This window comes from Streptomyces sp. NPDC091287 (assembly GCF_044768525.1).
In the GTDB taxonomy this organism is placed as follows: Bacteria; Actinomycetota; Actinomycetes; order Streptomycetales; family Streptomycetaceae; genus Streptomyces.
On the sequence record NZ_JBIVUV010000003.1, the window covers coordinates 91,330 to 113,168 of the forward strand.

Annotated in this window: 15 protein-coding genes; 11 read left to right on the forward strand and 4 right to left on the reverse strand. The window is 70.9% G+C overall.

Features of this window, described 5'->3' with window-relative positions; all coding sequences use genetic code 11:
- The first annotated feature begins 88 nt into the window (after positions 1–88).
- The 5 genes from ACIQRW_RS05265 (at position 89) to ACIQRW_RS05285 (ending at position 6,849) form a co-directional block, all read left to right on the forward strand.
- Positions 89–751 carry a response regulator transcription factor gene (locus tag ACIQRW_RS05265; RefSeq protein WP_003965521.1) on the forward strand — a complete coding sequence of 221 codons (663 nt, stop codon included), beginning with the start codon at positions 89–91 and terminating at the stop codon, positions 749–751.
- Positions 752–865: 114 nt separating this feature from the next.
- Complete coding sequence (locus tag ACIQRW_RS05270) at positions 866–2,137, forward strand: HRDC domain-containing protein (RefSeq protein ID WP_403754643.1); 1,272 nt, start codon at positions 866–868, stop codon at positions 2,135–2,137.
- A gap of 287 nt (positions 2,138–2,424) precedes the next feature.
- Positions 2,425–3,651: an acetyl-CoA C-acyltransferase gene (locus ACIQRW_RS05275; RefSeq protein WP_056698408.1), complete on the forward strand. Its 1,227-nt coding sequence runs from the start codon at positions 2,425–2,427 to the stop codon at positions 3,649–3,651.
- Positions 3,652–3,724: 73 nt separating this feature from the next.
- Entirely contained in the window at positions 3,725–5,854 is a 2,130-nt protein-coding gene (locus tag ACIQRW_RS05280; RefSeq protein ID WP_403754646.1) for a 3-hydroxyacyl-CoA dehydrogenase NAD-binding domain-containing protein, read from the forward strand.
- Positions 5,855–6,000: 146 nt separating this feature from the next.
- Positions 6,001–6,849, forward strand: coding sequence for an endonuclease/exonuclease/phosphatase family protein (locus ACIQRW_RS05285; protein ID WP_403754649.1), 849 nt, complete (start codon positions 6,001–6,003; stop codon positions 6,847–6,849).
- A gap of 41 nt (positions 6,850–6,890) precedes the next feature.
- Here the strand turns inward: ACIQRW_RS05285 and ACIQRW_RS05290 are convergent, their stop codons facing one another.
- From ACIQRW_RS05290 to ACIQRW_RS05305, 4 genes are all read right to left on the reverse strand, one after another.
- Positions 6,891–8,354, reverse strand: coding sequence for a hypothetical protein (locus ACIQRW_RS05290; protein ID WP_403754651.1), 1,464 nt, complete (start codon positions 8,352–8,354; stop codon positions 6,891–6,893).
- A 76-nt stretch (positions 8,355–8,430) separates the two neighbouring features.
- Complete coding sequence (locus ACIQRW_RS05295) at positions 8,431–10,428, reverse strand: glycosyltransferase family 4 protein (RefSeq protein WP_403754654.1); 1,998 nt, start codon at positions 10,426–10,428, stop codon at positions 8,431–8,433.
- A gap of 89 nt (positions 10,429–10,517) precedes the next feature.
- Positions 10,518–14,381 carry a CDP-glycerol glycerophosphotransferase family protein gene (locus ACIQRW_RS05300; RefSeq protein WP_403754657.1) on the reverse strand — a complete coding sequence of 1,288 codons (3,864 nt, stop codon included), beginning with the start codon at positions 14,379–14,381 and terminating at the stop codon, positions 10,518–10,520.
- A 277-nt stretch (positions 14,382–14,658) separates the two neighbouring features.
- Entirely contained in the window at positions 14,659–15,738 is a 1,080-nt protein-coding gene (locus ACIQRW_RS05305) for a hypothetical protein (RefSeq protein WP_403754659.1), read from the reverse strand.
- 328 nt (positions 15,739–16,066) lie between these two features.
- Between ACIQRW_RS05305 and ACIQRW_RS05310 the strand changes: the two genes are divergently transcribed.
- The 6 genes from ACIQRW_RS05310 to ACIQRW_RS05335 all read left to right on the forward strand — a co-directional run bounded on the left by ACIQRW_RS05310 (position 16,067) and on the right by ACIQRW_RS05335 (position 21,839).
- Positions 16,067–17,146 (forward strand): LCP family protein, encoded by a 1,080-nt coding sequence (locus ACIQRW_RS05310; protein ID WP_403754662.1) that lies wholly within the window; start codon positions 16,067–16,069, stop codon positions 17,144–17,146.
- A 39-nt stretch (positions 17,147–17,185) separates the two neighbouring features.
- The gene (locus ACIQRW_RS05315) at positions 17,186–17,581 is read left to right on the forward strand and encodes an NTP pyrophosphohydrolase (protein ID WP_403754665.1); all 396 of its coding nucleotides are present in this window, start codon (positions 17,186–17,188) and stop codon (positions 17,579–17,581) included.
- A 453-nt stretch (positions 17,582–18,034) separates the two neighbouring features.
- Positions 18,035–18,157, forward strand: a complete 123-nt coding sequence (locus ACIQRW_RS05320; protein WP_257132553.1) for a hypothetical protein — start codon at positions 18,035–18,037, stop codon at positions 18,155–18,157.
- A gap of 331 nt (positions 18,158–18,488) precedes the next feature.
- Complete coding sequence (locus tag ACIQRW_RS05325) at positions 18,489–19,685, forward strand: glycosyltransferase (protein WP_403754668.1); 1,197 nt, start codon at positions 18,489–18,491, stop codon at positions 19,683–19,685.
- Positions 19,660–20,652 (forward strand): DUF6895 family protein, encoded by a 993-nt coding sequence (locus tag ACIQRW_RS05330; RefSeq protein WP_403754671.1) that lies wholly within the window; start codon positions 19,660–19,662, stop codon positions 20,650–20,652. Before ACIQRW_RS05325 ends, ACIQRW_RS05330 begins: the two co-directional genes overlap by 26 nt.
- Entirely contained in the window at positions 20,649–21,839 is a 1,191-nt protein-coding gene (locus ACIQRW_RS05335; protein ID WP_403754674.1) for a radical SAM protein, read from the forward strand. Before ACIQRW_RS05330 ends, ACIQRW_RS05335 begins: the two co-directional genes overlap by 4 nt.

The window sequence follows — 21,839 nt, forward strand, 5'->3', positions numbered from 1 at the left end:
CCGAAGAGGTCAATGACCCTTCAAGCACGGTTCGCCCCCGGCTTCACCCCCCGAGCCGGCCCGTCCCGCCACTCCCCCAGGAGGCCTGGTGTCCGTTCTCCTTGAGCAGCCCGCAAGCCTGGTCGCCTACCGCCCGAACAAGCCGACGGCCATGGTCGTCGTGGCCGACCCGCGCGTCCGTTCCACCGTCACCCGCCATCTGTGGGCCCTCGGAGTACGTGACGTCATCGAAGCGTCGTCCATCGCGGAGGCACGCCCCCGCGTCGGCAACCCGCGCGACATCTGCATTGCCGACGTCCACCTGCCCGACGGTTCCGGGCTGACCCTGCTGTCCGAGACCCGCGCCGCAGGCTGGCCCAACGGTCTCGCCCTCTCCGCCGCCGACGACATCGGCGCCGTTCGCAACGCCCTCGCGGGCGGCGTGAAGGGCTACGTCGTCACCGGCACCCGAACCAACATCGGCCACCCCACCCGCCCCGGCGTCGCCCCCATCGGCGCCAACGCGGCCCGTATGCACCGCAGGCCTCCCGGTTCCCCGAGCCACCCGGGCGGCTACCGCGAACTGTCCGGACGTGAGGTGGAGGTGCTCCGCCTGGTCGCCGAAGGCCAGTCCAACAAGGCCATCGGCGTCTCGATGGGCCTCTCCGCCCTGACCGTCAAGTCCCACCTCGCCCGCATCGCCCGCAAGCTCGGCACCGGAGACCGTGCCGGAATGGTCGCGGTCGCCCTGCGGACGGGCATCATCCACTGACCGCACCCCGCCGGGACGTGCACCGATGCGCCTCCGGCTGGAATACGCGCATGGCCGCCCGTCGACGGAACGTTCCGTCGACGGGCTCCGTGCATACACAGATACCCTTGACACGTGACCGACGCCCAAGAGACCGCAGCAGACACTTCACTGCGAACCACCGGGGGCGCTCCCCCGGACGACGTCGCCCCGGCGCCGATCCCCTTGCTCGAACCGCGCGAGGGCATTCCCCCGGTGGTGACGTCCGACGACGCCCTCGCCAAGGTGATCGCGGCCTTCGCCGCGGGCACCGGCCCGGTGGCCGTCGACGCCGAGCGCGCCTCGGGATACCGCTACGGCCAGCGCGCCTACCTCGTACAGCTGCGCCGCGAGGGCGCGGGCAGCGCCCTGATCGACCCGGTCGGCTGCCCCGACCTCTCCGGCCTCGGCTCCGCACTGTCCGGCACGGAGTGGATCCTGCACGCGGCGACCCAGGACCTGCCGTGCCTGCGGGACATAGGCATGACCCCCACCTCGCTGTTCGACACCGAGCTGGCCGGACGGCTCGCGGGCTTCCCGCGCGTCGGCCTCGGCGCGATGGTGGAGAACGTCCTCGGATACGCCCTGGAGAAGGGCCACTCCGCGGTCGACTGGTCCACCCGCCCACTGCCCGAGCCCTGGCTGCGCTACGCCGCGCTCGACGTGGAGCTCCTGATCGACCTGCGCGACGAGCTGGAGGAGGAGCTGGCGCGGCAGGGCAAGCTGGAGTGGGCCCGGGAGGAGTTCGACGCCATCGCCTCCGCGCCGCCCGCGCCGCCCCGCAAGGACCCCTGGCGCCGCACGTCGGGCATGCACAAGGTGCGCCGCCGCCGTCAGATGGCCGTCGTCCGGGAGCTGTGGACCGCCCGTGACCAGGTCGCCCAGCGCCGCGACGTCTCCCCGGGCAAGGTGCTCGGCGATGCCGCGATCATCGAGGCCGCGCTCGCGCTGCCGGTCGACGTACAGGCCCTGACCGCGCTGCCGGGATTCGGCCACCGCATGGGACGCCGTCAGCTGGAGCAGTGGCAGGCGGCCGTGGAGCGGGCCAAGGCACTGCCCGAGACGGCGCTGCCGCAGCCCGGTCAGCAGCCGGCCGGACCGCCTCCCCCGCGCTCCTGGGCCGACAAGGACCCGGCCGCCGCCGCCCGGCTCTCGGCCGCCCGCACCGCCGTCTCCGAGCTGGCCGAGCGTCTCCACATGCCCCAGGAGAACCTGATCACCCCGGACACCGTGCGCCGGGTCTGCTGGGAGCCCCCGAAGAACCCGACCCCGGGCGCCGTCGAGGACACCCTCGCCGGGTACGGGGCGCGGAACTGGCAGATCCAGCAGGTCGCCCCGCTCCTGGTGCGGGCGCTGGACGCCTCCTGATCCCGTGACGCAGCGAACGCCCCCGGTCACCGACCGGGGGTGTTCCGCGTCCCGGACCCTGTCCACGGACCGAACCGATGGGCGAAATCGCGCCAGGTTCAGGGCCCTTTCTCCCGCCGCGCGGCCGCTGGGGCGGCCGGTACCGGGCGCCGGGACGGTGTGACCTTCGACGCTCCGGCCGCGAGGGGTGGGCAGTCTGGTTACCCGCAAGTAGCATGAGGGCAGGCGGCGCGCCCCCGTGGCGTGCCCCGCAGCAGTGCCATCCCGCACCCTGGAGGAGAGCCACCGTGCCTCGTACCATCCGGGACGTCGTCTTCGTCGACGGCGTCCGCACCCCGTTCGGCAAAGCGGGCCCCAAGGGCATCTACCACGAGACCCGCGCCGACGACCTCGTCGTGAAGGCCATCCGGGAGCTGCTGCGCCGCAACCCGGACCTGGACCCCAAGAAGATCGACGAGGTCGCCATCGCCGCGACCACGCAGATCGGGGACCAGGGCCTCACGCTGGGCCGTACCGCCGGAATCCTGGCCGGTCTGCCGCAGTCCGTCCCGGGCTACTCGATCGACCGCATGTGCGCGGGCGCGCTGACCGCCGTCACCTCGACAGCCGGTTCCATCGCCTTCGGCGCGTACGACGTCGTCGTGGCCGGTGGCGTCGAGCACATGGGCCGCCACCCGATGGGCGAGGGCGTCGACCCGAACCCGCGCTTCGTGTCGGAGAAGCTGGTCGACGAGTCCGCCCTGTTCATGGGCATGACCGCGGAGAACCTGCACGACCGCTACCCCACGATCACCAAGGACCGCGCCGACGCGTACGCGGTGCGTTCGCAGGAGAAGGCCGCCAAGGCGTACGCCAACGGCAAGATCCAGCAGGACCTGGTGCCGGTCTCGGTGCGCCGCACCAACGCCGAGGCGGGCGAGACGGGCTGGGGCCTGGTCACCGCCGACGAGCCGATGCGCCCGGGCACCACCATGGAGTCCCTCGCCGGTCTGAAGACCCCGTTCCGCGCCCACGGCCGCGTGACGGCCGGTAACGCCGCGGGTCTCAACGACGGCGCCACCGCCTCCCTGCTCGCCGCCGAGGACGTCGCCCGCGAGCTGGGCCTCCCGGTCAAGATGCGCCTCGTCTCCTACGCCTTCGCGGGCGTCGAGCCGGAGGTCATGGGCTACGGCCCGATCCCGGCGACCGAGAAGGCGCTGGCCCAGGCCGGTCTCTCCATCGAGGACATCGGTCTCTTCGAGATCAACGAGGCGTTCGCCGTGCAGGTGCTCGCCTTCCTGGAGCACTACGGCATCGCCGACGACGACGCCCGCGTCAACCAGTACGGCGGCGCGATCGCCTACGGCCACCCGCTGGCCTCCTCCGGTGTCCGGCTCATGACGCAGCTGGCCCGGCAGTTCGAGGAGCAGCCCGAGGTCCGCTACGGCCTGACGACCATGTGCGTCGGCTTCGGCATGGGCGCCACGGTCGTCTGGGAGAACCCGCACTTCAATGCTGACGGAGGCAACAAGTGAGCGAGCGCAGCGAGCGAACCAACAAGGGGTGCAGCTTGAGCGCATGCTGGGCCGAGCGAAGCGAGGGTCAGGCATGAGCTCCACCACTGAGCTTCTGAAGGGTGCGGCCGAGCTGTTCCCCGGCGAGGTCGTGACCCAGGCGCACGTACGCCACCTGGACCTTCCGGCCGGTGCGGGCAACTTCGCCCTCATCACGCTGGACAACGGCCTGGACCACACCAAGCCGACCACCTTCGGACCGCAGTCGCTGGCGAACCTGAACGCCGCGATCGACCAGGTCGAGAAGGAGGCGTCCGAGGGCACCATCACGGGCGTCGGCATCACCGGCAAGCCGTTCATCTTCGCCGTCGGCGCCGACCTCAAGGGCGTCGAGCTGCTGAGCCGTCACGAGGACGCGCTGGCCATCGGCAAGGGCGGCCACGACGTCTTCCGCCGCCTCTCCGGCCTCGCGGTCCCGACCTTCGCGTACTACAACGGCGCGGCCATGGGCGGCGGTGTCGAGGTCGGTCTGCACTGCACCTACCGCACCGTCTCCAAGGCGCTCCCGGCGTTCTCGCTGCCCGAGGTCTTCCTCGGCCTGGTCCCCGGCTGGGGCGGCTGCGCACTGCTCCCGAACCTGATCGGCGCGGACCGCGCGGTCTCGGTGATCATCGAGAACTCGCTGAACCAGAACCGTCAGCTCAAGGGCAAGCAGGTCTTCGAACTCGGCATCGCGGACGCGCTGTTCGAGGGTGCGGACTTCCTGGAGCAGTCGCTGATCTGGACCGCGAACGTGCTCAAGGGCACGGTCGCCGTCGAGCGCGCCGAGGTCGACCGCGGCGATGCCTGGGACCAGGCCGTCGCCCGCGGCCGGGCCATCGCCGACTCCAAGGTGCACGGCGCGGCCCCGGCGGCGTACCGCGCGCTGGACATCATCGCGGCGGCGAAGGACGGCGACCTGTCCGCCGGCTTCGACGCCGAGGACCAGGCGCTGGCGGACCTGATCATGGGCGGCGAGCTGCGCAGCGGCATCTACGCCTTCAACCTGGTCCAGAAGCGCGCCAAGCGCCCGGCCGGCGCCCCGGACAAGAGCCTGGCCCGCCCGGTCACCAAGGTCGGCGTCGTCGGCGCGGGCCTGATGGCCTCGCAGCTGGCGCTGCTGTTCCTGCGCCGCCTGGAGGTCCCGGTCGTCCTCACGGACATCGACCAGGAGCGCGTCGACAAGGGTGTGGGCTATGTCCACGCCGAGATCGAGAAGCTGCTCGGCAAGGGCCGCATCAACCAGGACAAGGCCAACCGCCTCAAGGGCCTGGTCTCGGGTGTCCTCGACAAGGCCGAGGGCTTCGCGGACGCGGACTTCATCATCGAGGCCGTCTTCGAGGAGATCGGCGTCAAGCAGCAGGTGTTCGCGGAGGTCGAGGCGGTCGCCCCGGCGCACGCGATCCTCGCCACCAACACCTCCTCGCTGTCGGTGACCGAGATGGCGTCGAAGCTGAAGAACCCCGAGCGGGTCGTCGGCTTCCACTTCTTCAACCCGGTCGCGATCCTCCCGCTGCTGGAGATCGTGCGCGGCGAGCAGACGGACGACGCCTCGCTGGCGACGGCGTTCGGTGTGGCCCGCAAGCTGAAGAAGACCGCTGTCCTGGTGAAGGACGCCCCGGCGTTCGTCGTCAACCGCATCCTCACCCGCTTCATGGGCGAGATCCAGAACGTCATCGACGAGGGCACCCCGGTCGAGGTCGCGGAGAAGGCCGTCGAGCCGCTCGGCCTGCCGATGTCCCCGCTGGTGCTCCTGGAGCTGGTGGGCCCGGCCATCGGCCTGCACGTCTCCGAGACCCTGAACCGCGCCTTCCCGGAGCGCTTCACGGTCTCGCAGAACCTCGCGGCGGTCGTGAAGGCCGGCAAGCGCGGCTTCTACGTCTACGATTCCGGCGCTCCGGTCCTGGACCCCGAGGTCGCGGCGCTCCTCAAGCAGGGCGACACCGTCCTCACCGAGGAGCAGACCCGCGACCGCGTGCTCGACGCGGTGGCGCAGGAGATCGGCCTGATGCTGGGCGAGGGCGTCGTCGCCGAGGCCCAGGACATCGACCTGTGCCTGATCACCGGCGCGGGCTGGCCCTTCCACCTGGGCGGCATCACGCCGTACCTGGACCGTGAGGGCGTCTCCCAGCGGGTCAACGGCAAGCCGTTCCTGGCGCGGGGCGTGGCGAGCGTGCCGGCGTAACGCTCGATTTCACGACGGACGGGCCGTACGGGATGATCTCCCGTACGGCCCGTCGGCATGCACGGCCCGGCACGGGCGGAGGGGCGACGGAGATGTGGCGCGTTGCCGGGGCGCGGGATCCGGGGGTTCCGGGGAGGGCACGCCCCGTGCCGGTCCGGCTGATCACGGCGGTGGCCGTGGCCCTGTCGGCGCTCCTGTCGGCTTCGGTCCCGGTCCCGGCGCTGCCGACGGCCGGCGAACGCCTACGGGTCGCCACCTGGAACATGTGCGGTGTGGAGCAGTGGAACTGCGACGGCACCGGCAGCGGTGACCGCAAGGTCCGGGCGCTCAGGGATCTGGCCGGTGCCGATGGCGCGGACGTGCTTCTGCTGCAGGAGGTCTGCACGGAGGATCTGGCCGCGGCCCGCCGAGCGTTGGGGCGTGACTGGGACGCGGCCTTCCGGGGCTACGCCCATCGCACTCCCGACGGGCGGTTCACCCCGGTCGGCTGCGCGGCCGGCCGTGGCCGGGCCGGTATCGCGGTGCTGGCCTCCTCGCCGCTGACCCGGGTCACGAGGGTGAACGCCCAGGAGCCCGAGGTCGGCCTGCACCGCGGCATCCTCTGCGCGACGGTGTCCGAGCCCGGGCTCCGGGTGTGCTCCGCCCACCTGAGCCTGCCCGGCAGCGACCGGGCGCATCCTCAGTGGGAGCTGCGCGACGACCAGTTGGCAGCGATGGTCGACGCGGCGGGCGCCCGTACGGTATTCGGCGGCGACCTGAACACCACGCCGCCCACGGCCGCGAACGACCGCGGCTGGATCTGGCCGCACCAGGCCTTCCGTCGCTATCGGGAATGCGACCAGCGAGGGCCCGCCGCACGTACCGGCCGCCCGACTCTGGCCACCGGCGGCAAGATCGACTACCTGTTCACCGATCTGCCGCGCACCGGCTGTTCGGTGCGTGACACGTCCGCGTCGGACCATCTGGCCCTGATCATGGAGGTCGAGGCGGGCTGAGGCCCGGGCCGCCGGTGCCCCGTGTGCGGCGCTCCGGTCGCTCAGCTCCGGTAGGCGTGCACCACACCGAACCGCACGGCGGTTCGCGGGGATTCCTGGCCGGAGTGGTCGACCGCGTGACACTCCACGGTGTGCTCCCCCTCGGCCCACGACCATCCCGGCTCGAAGGACCAACGGGTATCCGGTGCCACCGGGGCGACGCCCAGCCGCATACCGTCCTCGACGAACTCGACCCGGGCAGCGCCCTCGGCGTACCCCGCGATACCGATCAGCGGTCCCTGGACCTGCTGACCGGAGACGGGCCCGACGACCACCGGTGCCGGAGGCGGGCCGCCCACCGCCGGCTGGGGAGCCACGCCCGGCCCCGTCGGCTGCGATCCCTCGGGGGCTTCGGCGACGGTGAACGTGATCTCGGCCCGCTGGGAGTGGTAGCCGGCCGCGTCCACTCCGAGGATGCGCACCGGGTGCTCACCCACGCTCCAGGGGCGGCCGAGGTCCCAGCTCCAGGAGCCGTCGGGGGCGACCTCCGGGGCGCCGAGGAACTTGCCGTGCTCCCAGACGCTCAGCCGTACCGCGCCCGGTGCCACGCCGGTGAACATCACCGAACGTCCGTACACCGTGCCTCCGGCCGCCGGGGTGTAGGCCACCGGCGCGGCGAACGCCTCCTGCACCTGAGAGGTGGTCCTGAGGTACGAGTCGATGGCCGAGGTGTCCGCGTCCGGCTGCTCGCCCCCGCTGCGTACGAACCCGATCCTCGGCGCGATCCCGTCGATCAGGAAGTTGACCAGCCCCATCAGGACCGGGAGGTTCCGGCCGGTCACGTGCGCGTGATCGACGATGTGAGGGGAGTCGCTGAAGATGAAGTTGAGGTTCTCGTAGCCGGTGAACAGCGGCAGGAACGGCTCCACCTGCTCCTTGAACTGTTCGTCCTGCGGCGACGAGAGGAGGTAGATGTTGGCGTTGCGGTTCGCCCCGGCCCGGACCAGGGCCGGTATCGCGTCGTCGATGATCTGCGTGTTCTGCTCGGTGACCTCACCCATCATGTGCTCGGCGATGGACGGGTACTGCAGGACGTAGCTGCCGATCCTGAACTGCGGGACCATCGACACGATGTTCCGGAAGCCGTACTTCAGTCCGAAGTAGAGCGCCGCGCTCCCGCCCTTGCTGCCGCCCCACATGGTGCACTGGTCCGGCGTGAGACCCAGCGAGTTCAGGACGTTGGAGATCAGGGAGACGACGGACCGCTCCAGTCCGAAGTCCATCCCCTTGCACAGGTAGTAGCTGTTCTTTCCGTGGAAGCGGTCACGAATCCACAGGACGTTGGACCGGAGCGTGTCGAACACCCCGTTGGACCATCCGTAGTCGCCGGGCACGGAGAAGTTGGCGAAGACGACGACCAGGTGCCGGTTGCCGTTCCGCGCGTGCGCGAACCGGTACTCGACCGGGAAGGTCCCGGAGTTGTCGATACCGGTGTGCAGCGGACGGCCCGGGGCTGCTTTGGACACGGCGCGGGATTTCCCATCTCATGCAGGGGCGGCGTACCGACGCGTCCGGGATCTTCCGGACCGCGGCCGCCGGAGGTCAGGCGTGCTTCACGGAGAAGGACAGGTCGTTGTCGTCGGTGATGTAGGCGACGGTCCGGTGCACGACACCGAGGTCGGAGCGGTCCACCGCCGTGGGGAAGCGGTCGGTGTGCTTGCGGCGGATGATGTCCCCGCCGATCCGGCCGGCCCGCATCTCGGAGCCGTCGCCGGTCCGTATCCACAGGTCCCAGATGTCGGTGGCGCCGAGGCGGCGGGCCAGGAACTCCCGGTGCGGAACGGCGAACGTGACGGAGGTTCCGCCGACCGCCTGTACGGGGACGGCGAACTCGGTCGTCCGGTCGTTCCGGTGGCGCAGCACGGCGTGGACCGCCGTCCCCGCCCGGACGGGCGCGGGCAGCAACAGGCTGAGGTGGAAGCCGGTCCGGCCCTCGTCGACGACGACCTGGCCGATCTCCGCGTGGGCGGGGCGGTACCACGTACGCAGGGCGATGAAGTCGTCCATCGTCCGGTACGGAATGGCCGACGAGACCCCCTGGCCGTCCAGCCAGGGCGCCTGTCCGCTGAGGTACTGGGTCTCCACCCCCTCGGCCACCATCCGCTCGTCCTGGCCCTCGGGTCCGTGCAGTCGCAGGTCCCAGGTTCCTTCGTGCGGGCGCAGCAGCCGGGGGTCGATCATCGTCTCGGCCCAGAGCTGACCGCGGGCGTCCTTGACGACTGTCCCCGGTTCCAGCGGGACCGTGCGGAGCTCCGGGCTGTCGCGGAGCTTGATTCCCACGGCGTAGCCGGTCGCGCCCTCGCCGGTGACCTTCAGCTGGAGCCGGAAGCCGCCACCCGGGGCAGCTATCAGGCGCCCCTGGGCCAGTACGCGGGCGGTCTGCCGCACCGGATTGCGTACCCGGTTGGTGAGGAGGTGGTCGAACAGCTCCTCGTACCGTTGGGCGATGACATCGGGGGCGAAGCGGTAGGCGTTCTGGCGGGCCGCCTCGCTCATGCGCAGCCGCAACTGGTCGTCGTTGATGATCGCGAGCAGGCCCTGGGCCACCGACTCCGGGTCTCCGGGAACGGCCAGGAACCCGTCGACCCCGTGCTGGATGATCTCGCGGGGCCCCAGCGGGCAGTCGGTGCTGACGACGGGCAGGCCGGCCTGCATGGCCTCGACGATCGTCATGCCGAAGGACTCGTTGTCGGAGGTGACGGCGGCGATGTCGCCCTTGGCCCACTCGCTCTCCATCGGCGCGTGCGGTCCCATCAGGCGGACGTGGTTGTACAGCCCGCGCTCCATCACCAGCTCGCGCAGGGCCTGTTCCTCCTTGCCGGAGCCGTAGATCCGCAGGCTCCAGTCGGGCCGGCTGCGGACCACGATCTCGAAGGCGCGGACGAGCACGTCGTAGCGCTTGACCTTCACCAGGCGTCCGGCGGCCACGACGATGTGCTGACCGCTGCGCGCGGGCATCACGCTCGGCAGGGTCACCGGGTTGGGGATGGAGAGGATGCGGGAGGCGGCGTGCGGCAGGACCCCCCGGTAGATCTCGGCGTCGGCGTGGGACACGGTCACGAAGGCGTCCATGTCCGGGACGATTCTGTTCTGGCACGCACGCTGCTCGGGGATCTGCGAATCGTGGGTCAGGTGCTCCTGCCCGATCCTGAGGTAGTCGCGTTCGCCGAAGTGCGCCAGGTACATGAGCAGCACCGGCCGGGTGGCGATGACGACGTCGGCGGTGGTTCCGTCCAGGTAGCCGCCGATCCGCTGGTCCGTGAGCGCGTTGTACAGCTGCGAGAACGAGGGGCTCCGCGGGCTGACGACCGACGCCTGCCGGGACAGCTGGTGGTCCTTGTCCGCGCTGTTGGCGCGGATGTCCACCAGCGGGGTCAGCCGGACGCCGGGCTCCAGGTTGCCCTGCGGGGTGTCGCGGGTACGGAAGACGGAGACGATCTCGACCTCATGACGCTTGGCCAGCGCTCCCGCCAGGTTGAGGGTGGCGCTGACCGTACCGCCGATTCCGTAGGCGTCGTGCAGCAGAAAGGCGATCTTCATGGGTGGCGGTCTCCGTGGTCGGGCGGCTCATGTCGTGCGAGGGGCTGGATCCGTTGCGGCGCGGCGCCGCGCACCGGACCGCCACGGGTTCACATGATCATTCCCTCGTAGACGCGCTCGCCGGAAGCGGTCGTCCGGTGCTGCGGTGGTGTCGTGTCCCCGATCGCCCGGCGTCCGTCGGCCGGGAAGTACCGCTGGGGTTCCTGCCGGATGATCGACTGCTGAGGCGCCTGGAACTGCTGGATCGGCTGTGTCTGCTCCAGCATCCGGCGCGCCGGGGGGCTCTGGCGGACCGGTACGGTGCCGACCGCCGGGGCCTTCGCCCGGTCGGGGGTGAGGTCGCCCCCGGCGATCAGGACGCGGTCGGTCAGCCGGGCCGCGGCGTATCCGTCGTCCAGGTCGCAGAACTGGTCCTGGAACCACCGGTAGCGGTCGGCGTACGCGTCCTGGATGCGGTCGATGTTCCGGACCGCCGAGATCAGTTCGGCCGAATCGGACACCAGGGGGCCCGGGGCGCTCTCGGCGAACTCGAAGTAGAACCCGCGCAGGGTGTCGCGGTAGTGCTCCAGGTCGTAGGTGAAGAAGAGGATCGGCCGCCCGGTGTTGACGTAGTCGAACATCAGCGACGAGTAGTCCGTGATCATCACGTCCGTGATGAGCGAGAGATCGGCCATGTCCGGGTAGTCGGAGACGTCGAAGACGAACCCGTCACCGGCACCAGGAACCGGGTCCACCACGTTGGGGTGGCGACGAACCATCAGGACGTGGTCGGCGCCGAGCCGGGCGCGGGCGTCGCCGAGGTCGATCCGGAAGTCGAACTTGTACTTCCCCGGGGCGTAGAACTGGTCGTCGCGCCAGGTGGGGGCGTACATGATGATGCGCTTGCCGGGCGGAAGTCCGATGCGTCGCCGGATCTCCGCGGCCCGTCCTTCCGTTCCGGGGCGGCGCAGCAGGTCGTTGCGCGGGTAGCCGCATTCGACCATCTCGCCGGGGAACTGGAAGGCCCGCTTGAGGATGGGCGTGGAGAAGCTGTTCGGCGAGACCAGCATGTCCCAGTTCTGGACCTCCTTCGCGACCCGCTCCAGATAGCGCTGGTCGGCGAAGTGGACGGCCTCGATGTCGTGGCCGATCTTCTTGAGCGGGGTGCCGTGCCAGGTCTGGACGACGACCTGCTCCGGACGCTTCTCGAACCAGTCGGGGAGGTGGTTGTTGGCGACGATGTAACGGGAGGTGGCGAGTGCCTCGTACCACTCCTGGGACCACATCCGTACGGACCGCGCCGTGGGCGGCAGGTCGATCTGGTCGTCGCGGACGACCCAGAGCTGCTCCACGTCGACGCCGCGCCGGACCATCTCCTCGTGGACGGCGCGCGGACTGTCCGAGTACTGCGTGCCCTTGAAGGCGTCGAAGAGCACGGCGGGCCTGATCGCCTGGCGCCGGGCCTGCGCGTAGGTCTTGGTGCGCAGCAGTTTCTGCCGGTAGGGGCCCCGGGCGTCCTCGGCCATCGCGGAACGGACGAGGAGGGAGAGCCGGTCGTAGCTCTCCGCCTGGAGGTCGTAGCCGCGCCCGCCCATCTCGGCCTCCTGGGGGAACCCGGGTATCAGGTCCTGCTCGATCTTGAGCATCAGGTCGGGCGAGCGGTCGGCCGGAGCCACGGACGAGGGGTCCTGGCGGCGCAGGAAGAAGTCCCAGCGGCCGGCGGCCAGCGGAATGGCTCCGGCCAGGGTGCGCATGGCCGCGGGGGTGACGACGCAGCGGAAGCGGTGTCCGTCCCACTCCAGCGGGACCGCGCGCTCGGCCCCGTGGGCCCGGGACCTGACGACGACATGGGCGCTGGTGTACTCGGCCGGGGGCAGCAGATCCACGCAGGAGTAGCTGCCGATGAGTTCCAGCGAGCCGTCCTCGTGCCAGCGGACCTCGCCGACCAGCGGGAGCGCGTCACGTTCGAAGAGGACGGCGTAGCCGGAGCCGTTGCGGTGGACGACGATCTCACGGTCGCCCTGCTCGGTCTGGATCCTTTCGGGCATGCGGTAGTGGCCGTCGCCGGTGCCCTCGGCCATCACCGGGTACAGCGGGGCCTTGCGGCCCTCCATGTGCACGGTCAGCTTCCAGCCGTTGCTGCCCATGGTCCACGCCTGGGGCACGGAGTTGTCGCCGTCGGCCCGCGAGCCGGGGACGAGGTTGCGCAGCGGGACCCGGGTGGTGAAGGTGCACCAGCCCTCTCCCCCGGGCTTGAACGACAGCCAGGAGTCGTGCCGGCCGGCGCCGTTCATGCTGACCACCCGGAGCTTCCCCCACTCGGGGACCTTGGGGCTCAGGTAGACACCGCCGAGTTCGAGGTGTTCGCCCACGATCCGGTGGCGGGTGATGCGGCACCGGACGATCTCGACGCGGAGCTTCAGGGAGCCCTGCACGAAGAGGGGGACGATGCGGGTGTTCTTGTCGACATAGCGGTACGGAGGGTTGGCGGCGGCTCCCGCTCCGCCCCGGCCGACGCTCTTGTACCGGAAGAGGCCGCGGCTGAACACACCGGCGGCGACGTCCCAGGTGCCCTCGACCCACTCGCCCTTCTTCTTGAGCCGGGTGGTGTCGAACCGGCTCTCGAAGCCGGCCCAGTCGTAGCAGTAGCGGTTCTGGTTGGAGTATTCGGTCGCCTGCGGGTAGTACGTGGTCTTCGCCAGGTTGATGATCTTGCTGCCGGACTTCTTGTTCCGCAGCGCCAGCGCCTTGGTCGACATGTGCTTCTTGTGCACATTGATGAAGCGCACATAGGCCGAGCCGGTCAGCGTCAGCCACTCCTCGTCCCAACGCGCCCCGGTGAGCGAGCTGGCGGGCGAGAGTTCCCTGTCGAGGCGGTAGTCGCTCTTGTACAGGCCCGTCTTGCGGTTCTCCAGGTGCGGGTAGTTCAGATACCGGCGCAGCCGACGGCGTACGGGCAGGGGACCGCCCTTGCGCTCGAACTCGATGACGTCCAGCAGCTCGCCCAGCCGCCCCTGATGGACCAGGAGCCACTTCACCCGGGCGTCGGCCGGCAACTCCTCGATGAGGTCGTCGTCCGCCTCGCCCAGGAACTCCTGGGCCGCGTACATGAAGGCGTCGCGGTACTCGTCGTCCGCGTCGGGGAGCACCTTGAGGTGGAGCATGAGGTCGGACTTCAGGCAGGCCAGGTCGTACTTGCGCTTGTGCTCCTTGAACGAGCGCGACCGGTGCTGCCCGAGGAACCGGCTGACGGACTGCACGGCGGCCACCCGGTCGCGCAGATTGTCGATCTCGGTGTGCCGCTGGGTGATGGAGGGCGCCGCGCCGCCCTCGCGACGGCGCCAGAAGTAGACGATGTCGGTGATGACATCGACCTTCCGCGCCTTGAAGTGCGCGAACATGTTGACCCAGGAGTCCTCGTAGAGGACCCCTTCGGGGAAGCGGATGAGGTGGTAGTCCCAGAAAGCGCGGCGGAATACCTTGTTCCACACGGTCCGGTCGTAGATCAGCGCCTCGAACCGGGTGATGTGGGTGCCGCGGCGGTCCTTCTGCATCGGCCCCTTGTGCAGGGGGGACTGCCACTTCTTGGTGGAATTCATCATCTGGACGTTGCCGGAGACGAAATCCGAGCCGGACTCCGAGACGGTGCGTATCAGCAGTTCGTAGGCGTACTCGGGGATGACGTCGTCGCCGTCCGCGAACACCAGGAACTCGCCCGCGGGGTGCATGGCGTTCAGCCCCGTGTTCCGGGCGTGCCCCGGCCCCCGGGACTCCTGGCGTATCAGCCGGAAGCGCGGATCGCGGGCGCAGAACCCCTCGGCGATTTCCGTGGACCGGTCGGTCGAGCCGTCATCGACCATGACGACCTCGAAGTCGCGGAACGTCTGTCGAGCGATGGACTCCAGGCACTCGTCGAGGTAGATCTCAACGTCCTGGAAGGGGACGATGACACTCAGACGCGGCCCAGGGGCCATGCTTCACTCTCCAGTTCACGGCAGTGGTGAGCACACGGCCACCACCAAGATCCAACTCTGCTCAGCACCCTCGCCCGAGCCCCCGTTGGCCCAGAGTCGGTCCTCTTCGATCACTCGCGTTCAGCTCTCGAAGCTGTAGCACCAGACGCAAATCTTAAGTGAACATTAAAGGATGTCAATGTGCAGATGAAGTGATGATCATGTATTAGGCCTGGACCGATGTGCGTGATGTATGTCATGGGTCGCGCGCTACAACCATCCGCGCGGGTGCCACGCTTCAGACGGATCGCCAGTCGTCGAGCGTGAGACCGGGGCCGTCCGTCTGTCGGGCCAGTCGCGGCTCGCCGTCCTCGCCGATCACCGCCACCACCAGTCGGCCGTAGGCGTCGTGTGCCAGCGCGGGCGTGCCCAGACACCGGATCCCGGTGTCCGACCACCACACTCCGTTGGCCTCGTTCTCGGTGACGCCGAGGCCCACCGCCGCCGTGCCGTCGACTCCCCGGTGAGCCAGCACCGTGCAGTCGTAGCCGTCCAGAGCCACCCGGATCGCCGCGTGCGGCCCGTCCCCCGGAGCACCCCCGAGAGCCATCGGCCACGCCCCCGCGCGGAAGGCGACGACCCCGCCCGCCGGGTCGGTCCAGTAGAACGTGGCCCTGCCCGGAGCGGTCTCCAGCGCGGCGGACGTACCCGCCCGCACCGCCAGGCGCGAGGGCTGGGCCTCGTGCCAGCCGCCACCGGCCTCCTTCTGCTGCCAGTGCAGCGTGCCCCCCTCGACCGCCGCGAAGAACTCCACCACTCCGGACGCGAGCGCGACCGCCGTGGGATCACCCTCGATGCGTGAGCCCCTGAGGTCCTCCCAGCCGCGCCACTTGCCGTCGGCCCGCTCGCGACGCAGCATCAGCCCGCCGCCCGCGTTGCGCAGGCCTATGTGGACCTCGCCCGACCCGCTCACCGCGACGGCGGGAGCGCCGATGCGGTCGCCCCCCGGCGCGTCCTTGTGCGGGTTGCCCAGCGAGTGCCACGCGCTGACCGGCCGACCGGTCTGGTACTGGATGGCGTACACGATGTCGACGGCGACGGCGGAGCCGGATGCCCGCTCCCGCCGGCCGACGAAGTGCACGTAGGCGTTGGCGTCCTGCACGACGGTCAGGTGGGTGAGACGGCCCCCCGTCGCCAGCTCGGAACCGGTCCAGGGGCCGCCGCCGGGGCGCGCCTGGATCCAGCGGCGCAGGCGGCCGTCGGCGCTGTGGACGTACACCGTGAGCCGGCCGTCCCTGCCCCGGGTGAGCCAGATGCCGTTCAGTGCCTGAGCGGTGGGGGCGACCTCCGAAGTCGCGCGGGCATCGCGTCCGAGCATGGTTCCGCCGTCACCTTTCCAGAAGTGGCATCCGCTACGTCACGCCATGACATATCGTGCACGATTTCGAATCTGCCATATCTTAGACCCCGCCAGTGACACGGATCCGACACGCGAAACCACGTCAACGGGCTCCACCGAGGGCGACGCACCACCCGCACGCCCCGGCGACCGACCGGCTCTCCCGCACACGCGCTCGACTGGCTGTCTATAGTTCTCGTCCACCTATAGTTCATATCCACCACCGCATACGGACCGGCCCCTCCCCCCACCCGAGTCCACCCGCCACAGCCCCACGGGGCCGCGAGACCTAGGGACTCGAAACAGGATGAGCAACGACGTCATGCCTCCGGGCCCGCGCGCCTCCCGACGTGCGGCCAAGCCCCGCAAGCGCCGCCGCGGACTCAAGATCACGCTCGGCGTCCTGCTCGTCCTGCTGCTCGCCGCCGGCGGCACCGTGTACTGGCTCTACAGCCAGCTCGACGGGAACATCAAGGGCGTCGACATCAACAAGGCGCTCGGTGAGGACCGCCCGGAGAAGCTGCCCACCAGCGGGCAGAATCTGCTGGTCCTGGGCTCGGACTCGCGTGCCGGGGCGGAGAACAAGGAGCTGGGCGGCGGCGCGGGCGTCAGCGGTGCGCGCTCCGACACGGCGATGGTGGTGCACATACCCGAGGGCCGGTCGAAGGCCGTCGCCGTCTCCATCCCGCGCGACACCCTGGTGACCCGGCCCGAGTGCGTCGGGGACAACGGATCCACGGTGTCCGCCAAGGAACGCGTCATGTTCAACTCCGTCTACTCACAGGTCGGCCCGGCCTGTGTGGTGAAGACGGTGGAGAAGATGTCCGGCGTCCGCATCGACCACTACCTGGAGATCAACTTCGCCGGGTTCAAGGACCTGGTCGACGCCATCGGCGGGGTCACCGTCGACGTACCGCAGGACATCGACGACAAGGCCTCCGGGCTGAGCCTCGCCGCGGGGCCGCAGAAGCTGAACGGCACCGAGTCCCTGGCGTACGTCCGGACCCGGCACGGCATCGGCGACGGCAGCGACCTCGGCCGCATCGGGCTCCAGCAGCAGTTCCTGATGGCCCTGCTGAGCGAGGTCAAGTCACAGGACCTGCTGGGCAGTCCGGCGAACTCGTACAAGATCGCCAAGTCGGCCACCAAGTCGCTCACGACCGACTCGGGGCTCGCGTCGCTCACCTCGCTGGCGGAGTTCGCCCGCTCGATGAACGGCGTCGACCCGGCCTCGATGGAGACGATCATGCTGCCGGTGGCGTACGACAAGATCGACAAGAACCGGGTGATCGCGGCCCAGCCGCAGGCGGGTCAGCTGTGGAAGGCGATCCGCGAGGACACCGCGATCCCCGAGGACGCGAAGAAGTCCCCCGCCACCGGGGGCTGAGGCCCCGTCGTGCCGCACCGCCCGTGACACCCTGCCGGGATGAGCGATGACGATGCGGTGCTGGTGATCGTGGACGCCGCCAACGTGGTCGGTTCGGTGCCCGACGGGTGGTGGCGGGACCGGCGCGGGGCGGCGACCCGGCTGCGTGACTCGCTGGTCCCGTACGCGGCTGCCGGGCTGCCGGGGCTGCCCGGCCCCGTCGAACTGGTGCTCGTCGTGGAAGGGGCCGCCCGGGGCGTCGGTTCCGTGGCCGGAGTGCGGGTCGACTCGGCCGCCGGCAGCGGCGACGACCTGATCGCCGAGCTGGCGGCCGGGGCCGCCCCGGACCGGGACTGCGTCGTCGTCACCGCCGACCGGGGACTGCGACAGCGGGTCGAGGCGTACGGGGCCCGCTGCGTGGGACCCCGCACGGTCCGGCCGTCGCCGGACGCGTGACGCTCCCCGGCCCGCACCTTCTGAGTCCGGGTTCTCCGGCCCGTACGTTCCGAGGCCTGCTTCTCCGGCCCGTACCCCCTGATGCCCGCCTTCTGGTCCGTAGCTCCTGATGCCAGTGCCTGCGGTCCGTAGCTCCTGATGCCGCTTCTCAGGCCCGTGCATTCCAAGGCACTGCCTCCGGGCCGGGGCACGCTGGCCCTCGTCGCGCGCGGCCGTCCCCGCCCACCGCGCCCGGCCGCCCTTCTCGGCCTCCCGGCCGCGCGCCGACGTGCGGTGGGCCGACACGTGTCCACGGTCCTGCACCGAGCCCCCGCACCGGATTCCCGTGCTGCAACGTGCCCGTGTCATGGGCCGCATACCGGCGTCGGGCCGACGATCAGGCGTTCCCATACCGCGCGTCCGTACGTTCCTTCTCAGCCGGTGCAACCGACACCGCCGACAGAGGAGAAGAACATGCCTGAGAACCAGAGCCAGGAGCCGACCGAGTCCGAGGACTTCGAGGTCGTCGCGCACAGCGAGGACGGCGAGGACGAGGCGGGCAACTGCCTCACCAACAACAGCGACATGCTGCAGTAGCTCGCCCCGTCGAGTCCTGTGCACCGCACGGGCCTCCGGAGCTCGGACAGATCGTTCCGGGCGACGGAGGCCCGGCCGCCGTCAGGGCCGGCCGCGTCACGCGCCCGGCCGCCGTGCGGCCCTCTCCCTGTCGGCCCTCCCGCCCGTTCAGGGCCGCCACCGCCCGCCACGCCACGAGGGAGCACCGAGTGACCCCCGCCGCCCCGCCGGCACAGCGCCCGCGCCCGCACCGGGCCCCGCAGCACGCGGTGCGGGAACTCCCGGCACCGGCCGCTCCGCTCCGGCACGCCTTGTCCGGCATCCGGCCGGCCCGCCCCCGCCGGGGGGCGTCGTGAGGATCCTGCTGTGTCCGCTCAGCGACGGCGGCTACCTCTACCCGACGATCGCGGCCGGCCGTGAGCTCCGGCGGCGCGGCCATCACGTCAGCGTGCTGGGCAGATCCGGCGCCGCCTCGGTCGCCGCCGACGCCGGACTGCCGTTCGCGGCGACGGAGGACTTCGGCGAACGGCGCGCGTTCTCCGTCGCGTGGTGGGGCACCTGCGCCATGGCGCAGTACCGGGCGACGGTGCGCGCCGCCCGCGCGGACCGGGCCGACCTGCTCATCACCTCCGTGCTGTGCCACGGCACCCTGCTCGCCGCCGAGGTGCTCGGCCTTCCCGTGGCGGTCGTCGGGCTCTCGGTCCACCTGTGGGACTACCGGGCGGGCGGGGACGACGAGCCGCCGCTGGGCAGGCCCCGCCGGAACCGGACCCGTGAGATGCGTCAGCAGTACGCCGAGGTGCGGGAACAGGCGGGGCTGCCGGCGCGTGGCTCCCGGTGGGGGGACGACCCGCTGCCGGGCGACGCCCTGCTGCTGCGCGGCGACCCGGAGCTGGAGTACCCGGGCACCGAACTGCCCGACCGGGTCGTGCACGTGGGGCCGCTGCGCTGGGAGCCGACGCCCGGGCCGGGCGAGGTCGACGCGGTCAGGGACCGGGTGGCGCGGTCCGGGAAGCCTGTGGTGTACGTCCACCTCGGGCGCGTGTTCGAGGGCGGCAGCCGGTGGCCCCACCTCAACGAGACCTTCACCGGCGGCCGGTTCCAGGCCGTGGTGGAGCAGGGCCGCTCCCCGAGCCCCCAACCCGCCCCGGACGCCGACATCCTGACGGTGCGCAAGCCATGGATGGGCCCGCTGATCGACCTGGCCGACCTGGTGGTGACCAGCGGCACATCCGCCCCCGTACTGGCCGCCCTGCTGCGTGGCCGCCCCCTCGCGGCCTCGCCCAACGGATCCGAGCAGCCGCTGCTCACCGGTGCCTGTATGCGGGCCGGCGTGGGCGTGCACCTGCCGAAATCCGCGCTGTCGGACTGGCCGGCGCTGCTGGACTCCGCGTGGCGGGACGACGCCCTGCGGGACCGCGCCCGGACCCTCGGCCGGAGGCTGGCAGCGGTGGACGGCGCCGCCCGTGCGGCCGACGTCGTCGAGCGAATGGCCCAGCACTCCATGATCCCGAAGGAGGACCATGACTACGCGAACGTCAGCCCCTGACACGGACGGCGGGACAGCCGCCGCCGAGGAGACCGTCGCGATCCTGGCCGCGGGTACGGGGCGGTGGCTGGGGCTCCATGCCGGCCGTCTCGACTCCCCCGCCGGCCGTGCCGAACTGCCCGTGACGCCGCGGGTGAAGGCCCTCCTGCAACTCGCGCTGCTCTGCCGCTGCTGGCAGAGGGCCGCGCCGGACGACAACGCCCTGGAGCCCGTGCTCGCGGTCGTGGAACACGCCTGGCGACGAACCGACTTCCCGCACCTCCTCGCCCATTCCCCCGACAGCGCGCGGCCGTTCGGTCTGATCTGGGCCGCTCTGGCACCGGCCGGGTCCGTCACCGACGCCCGACGCCGCGTGCTCGACCAGCTGTCCGCCGACGGTTATCTGACGCCGCGCCTCAAGTCGCCCTACCTCCACCTGGGCACCAGGTTCTACGCCGAACTCGCGGGCCTCGGGCACGAACTGGCCTCGTACGAGGAGCTGTACGCGTGCAGCATGCTGGCGCGCGCCGAAGGTGTGCCGGTGGCCGAACTGGACGTCTGCCAGGTGACGGACACCGTGTTCTACCTCTCCGACTACGGCTTCCGCGACACCGGCCTGGACGCGGAGGACCGGGAGCGGGCGCTGCGCGTGGTGGAGCGGCTCACCGAGCACTGCGTACGCGAGGACGCGTGGGAGTACGCGGCCAAGCTGCTGCTCGCCCAGCACTGCCTGGGCTCGGACCCGCTGCGGACGCCTTCCGGGACAGCGGCTCTCGGGATGCTCGCGGGGGCCCGGTCACCGGACGGTTCCCTACCCGGCAAGACCGCCCGGGGACGGGCCCCGGCGTCCGCCCCTCCCCAGCAGTACTTCAGGTGGGCCTATCAGCCGACGCTCGTCACCGCGCTGACGACGCTGCTGCTCGCCGACGGCCGCCGCCCCCACCCCGTTCCGACCACGGCACCACCCACAGCTCGGAGGACGCGATGAGCCTGCAACAGGTCCAACTCCCGGACGGCGCACGCCTCCTCGAAGGCAGACGCAACTGGTGGTTCCTCGGCCGGGGCGGGGTCGTCCGCCTCGGCGGCCGGCACGTCACCCCCGAGGGTGATCTGCGGCCCGACGCGGAGCGCCGGCTGCGCGAGCGCGGCATGTTCGCCGCCCCGCCGGTCCGCTCGTACGCGCTGACCGTCCTCACCAGCACCAACTGCAACCTGGGCTGCGGATACTGCTTCCAGAACACCGCCCAGGACACCACGGACGGCAGCCGTCCGCCCAGGATCGCCCGGACCCGTCTCACCTCGGAGACCATCACCTCGATCCTCGGGTTCACCGAGCGGCAGATGGCCGCGGCCGAACTCGACAGGCTACGGATCCTCCTGTTCGGCGGGGAGCCCCTGCTCAACCCGCGCGGCTGCCTGGAACTGCTGGAGCGGGCCTCGGGCATCGGGATGACGTCGGCCTGGATGATCTCCAACACCACCCTGCTCACCCCACGGCTCGCGCGGCAGCTCTCCGGCCTCGGGCTCGACTCCGTGCAGGTCACCTTCGACGGCGACCGCGCCGACCATGACCGCATCCGGGTCAACAGGGCCGACAACGGCGGCACTTACGACAAGATCGTCCGTAACATCGTCGCGGCGAGCGAGGTCACGCCCATCCGGTGGACCCTGCGGGTCAACGTCTCCCAGGAGACCTTCGACGGCGTCGACGCGCTCATCGACCGGCTCGCGGCGCAGCTGGACCCCTCCCGGTGCGCGCTGTACTTCGCCCGGGTCGGCGACGTGGGCATCGGATACGCCAACGACCTGCTGCACACGGGCGAGCTCTCCGCCCACTTCACCCGGTGGCAGCGCCGGGCGCTCGAACTCGGCTTCAGGGTGAGCCGTCCGGGCGCCCGCCGGCCCTGCCTCACCTGCGGCCACACCGAAGGCCGCTACGGCGCGGTGATCAGCGCGGACGGGACCCTGGCCAGCTGCTGGGAGACCGCGGGCAAACCCGACTGGGAGGTCGGCACGGTGGCGAAAGGGTACCGGCCGGCCGAGGCGACCCGCGACCGCTGGATCTCCTGCGAGGACCTCTACCGCTACGACGAGGACACCCGCAACCTCATGCGGTTCCGCGACGACGTGGACGCCACCCTGCTCGACTACCTGGACGAGACGGAGCGCCTGTAG

Coding starts and splice junctions, on each gene's coding strand:
- ACIQRW_RS05280 (WP_403754646.1), top strand. CDS start 3,725: ATGAGCTCCACCACTGAGCTTCTGAAGGGTGCGGCCGAGCTGTTCCCC.
- ACIQRW_RS05295 (WP_403754654.1), bottom strand. CDS start 10,428: ATGAAGATCGCCTTTCTGCTGCACGACGCCTACGGAATCGGCGGTACG.
- ACIQRW_RS05315 (WP_403754665.1), top strand. CDS start 17,186: ATGAGCGATGACGATGCGGTGCTGGTGATCGTGGACGCCGCCAACGTG.
- ACIQRW_RS05320 (WP_257132553.1), top strand. CDS start 18,035: ATGCCTGAGAACCAGAGCCAGGAGCCGACCGAGTCCGAGGACTTCGAG.
- ACIQRW_RS05335 (WP_403754674.1), top strand. CDS start 20,649: ATGAGCCTGCAACAGGTCCAACTCCCGGACGGCGCACGCCTCCTCGAA.
- ACIQRW_RS05310 (WP_403754662.1), top strand. CDS start 16,067: ATGAGCAACGACGTCATGCCTCCGGGCCCGCGCGCCTCCCGACGTGCG.
- ACIQRW_RS05300 (WP_403754657.1), bottom strand. CDS start 14,381: ATGGCCCCTGGGCCGCGTCTGAGTGTCATCGTCCCCTTCCAGGACGTT.
- ACIQRW_RS05305 (WP_403754659.1), bottom strand. CDS start 15,738: ATGCTCGGACGCGATGCCCGCGCGACTTCGGAGGTCGCCCCCACCGCT.
- ACIQRW_RS05330 (WP_403754671.1), top strand. CDS start 19,660: ATGACTACGCGAACGTCAGCCCCTGACACGGACGGCGGGACAGCCGCC.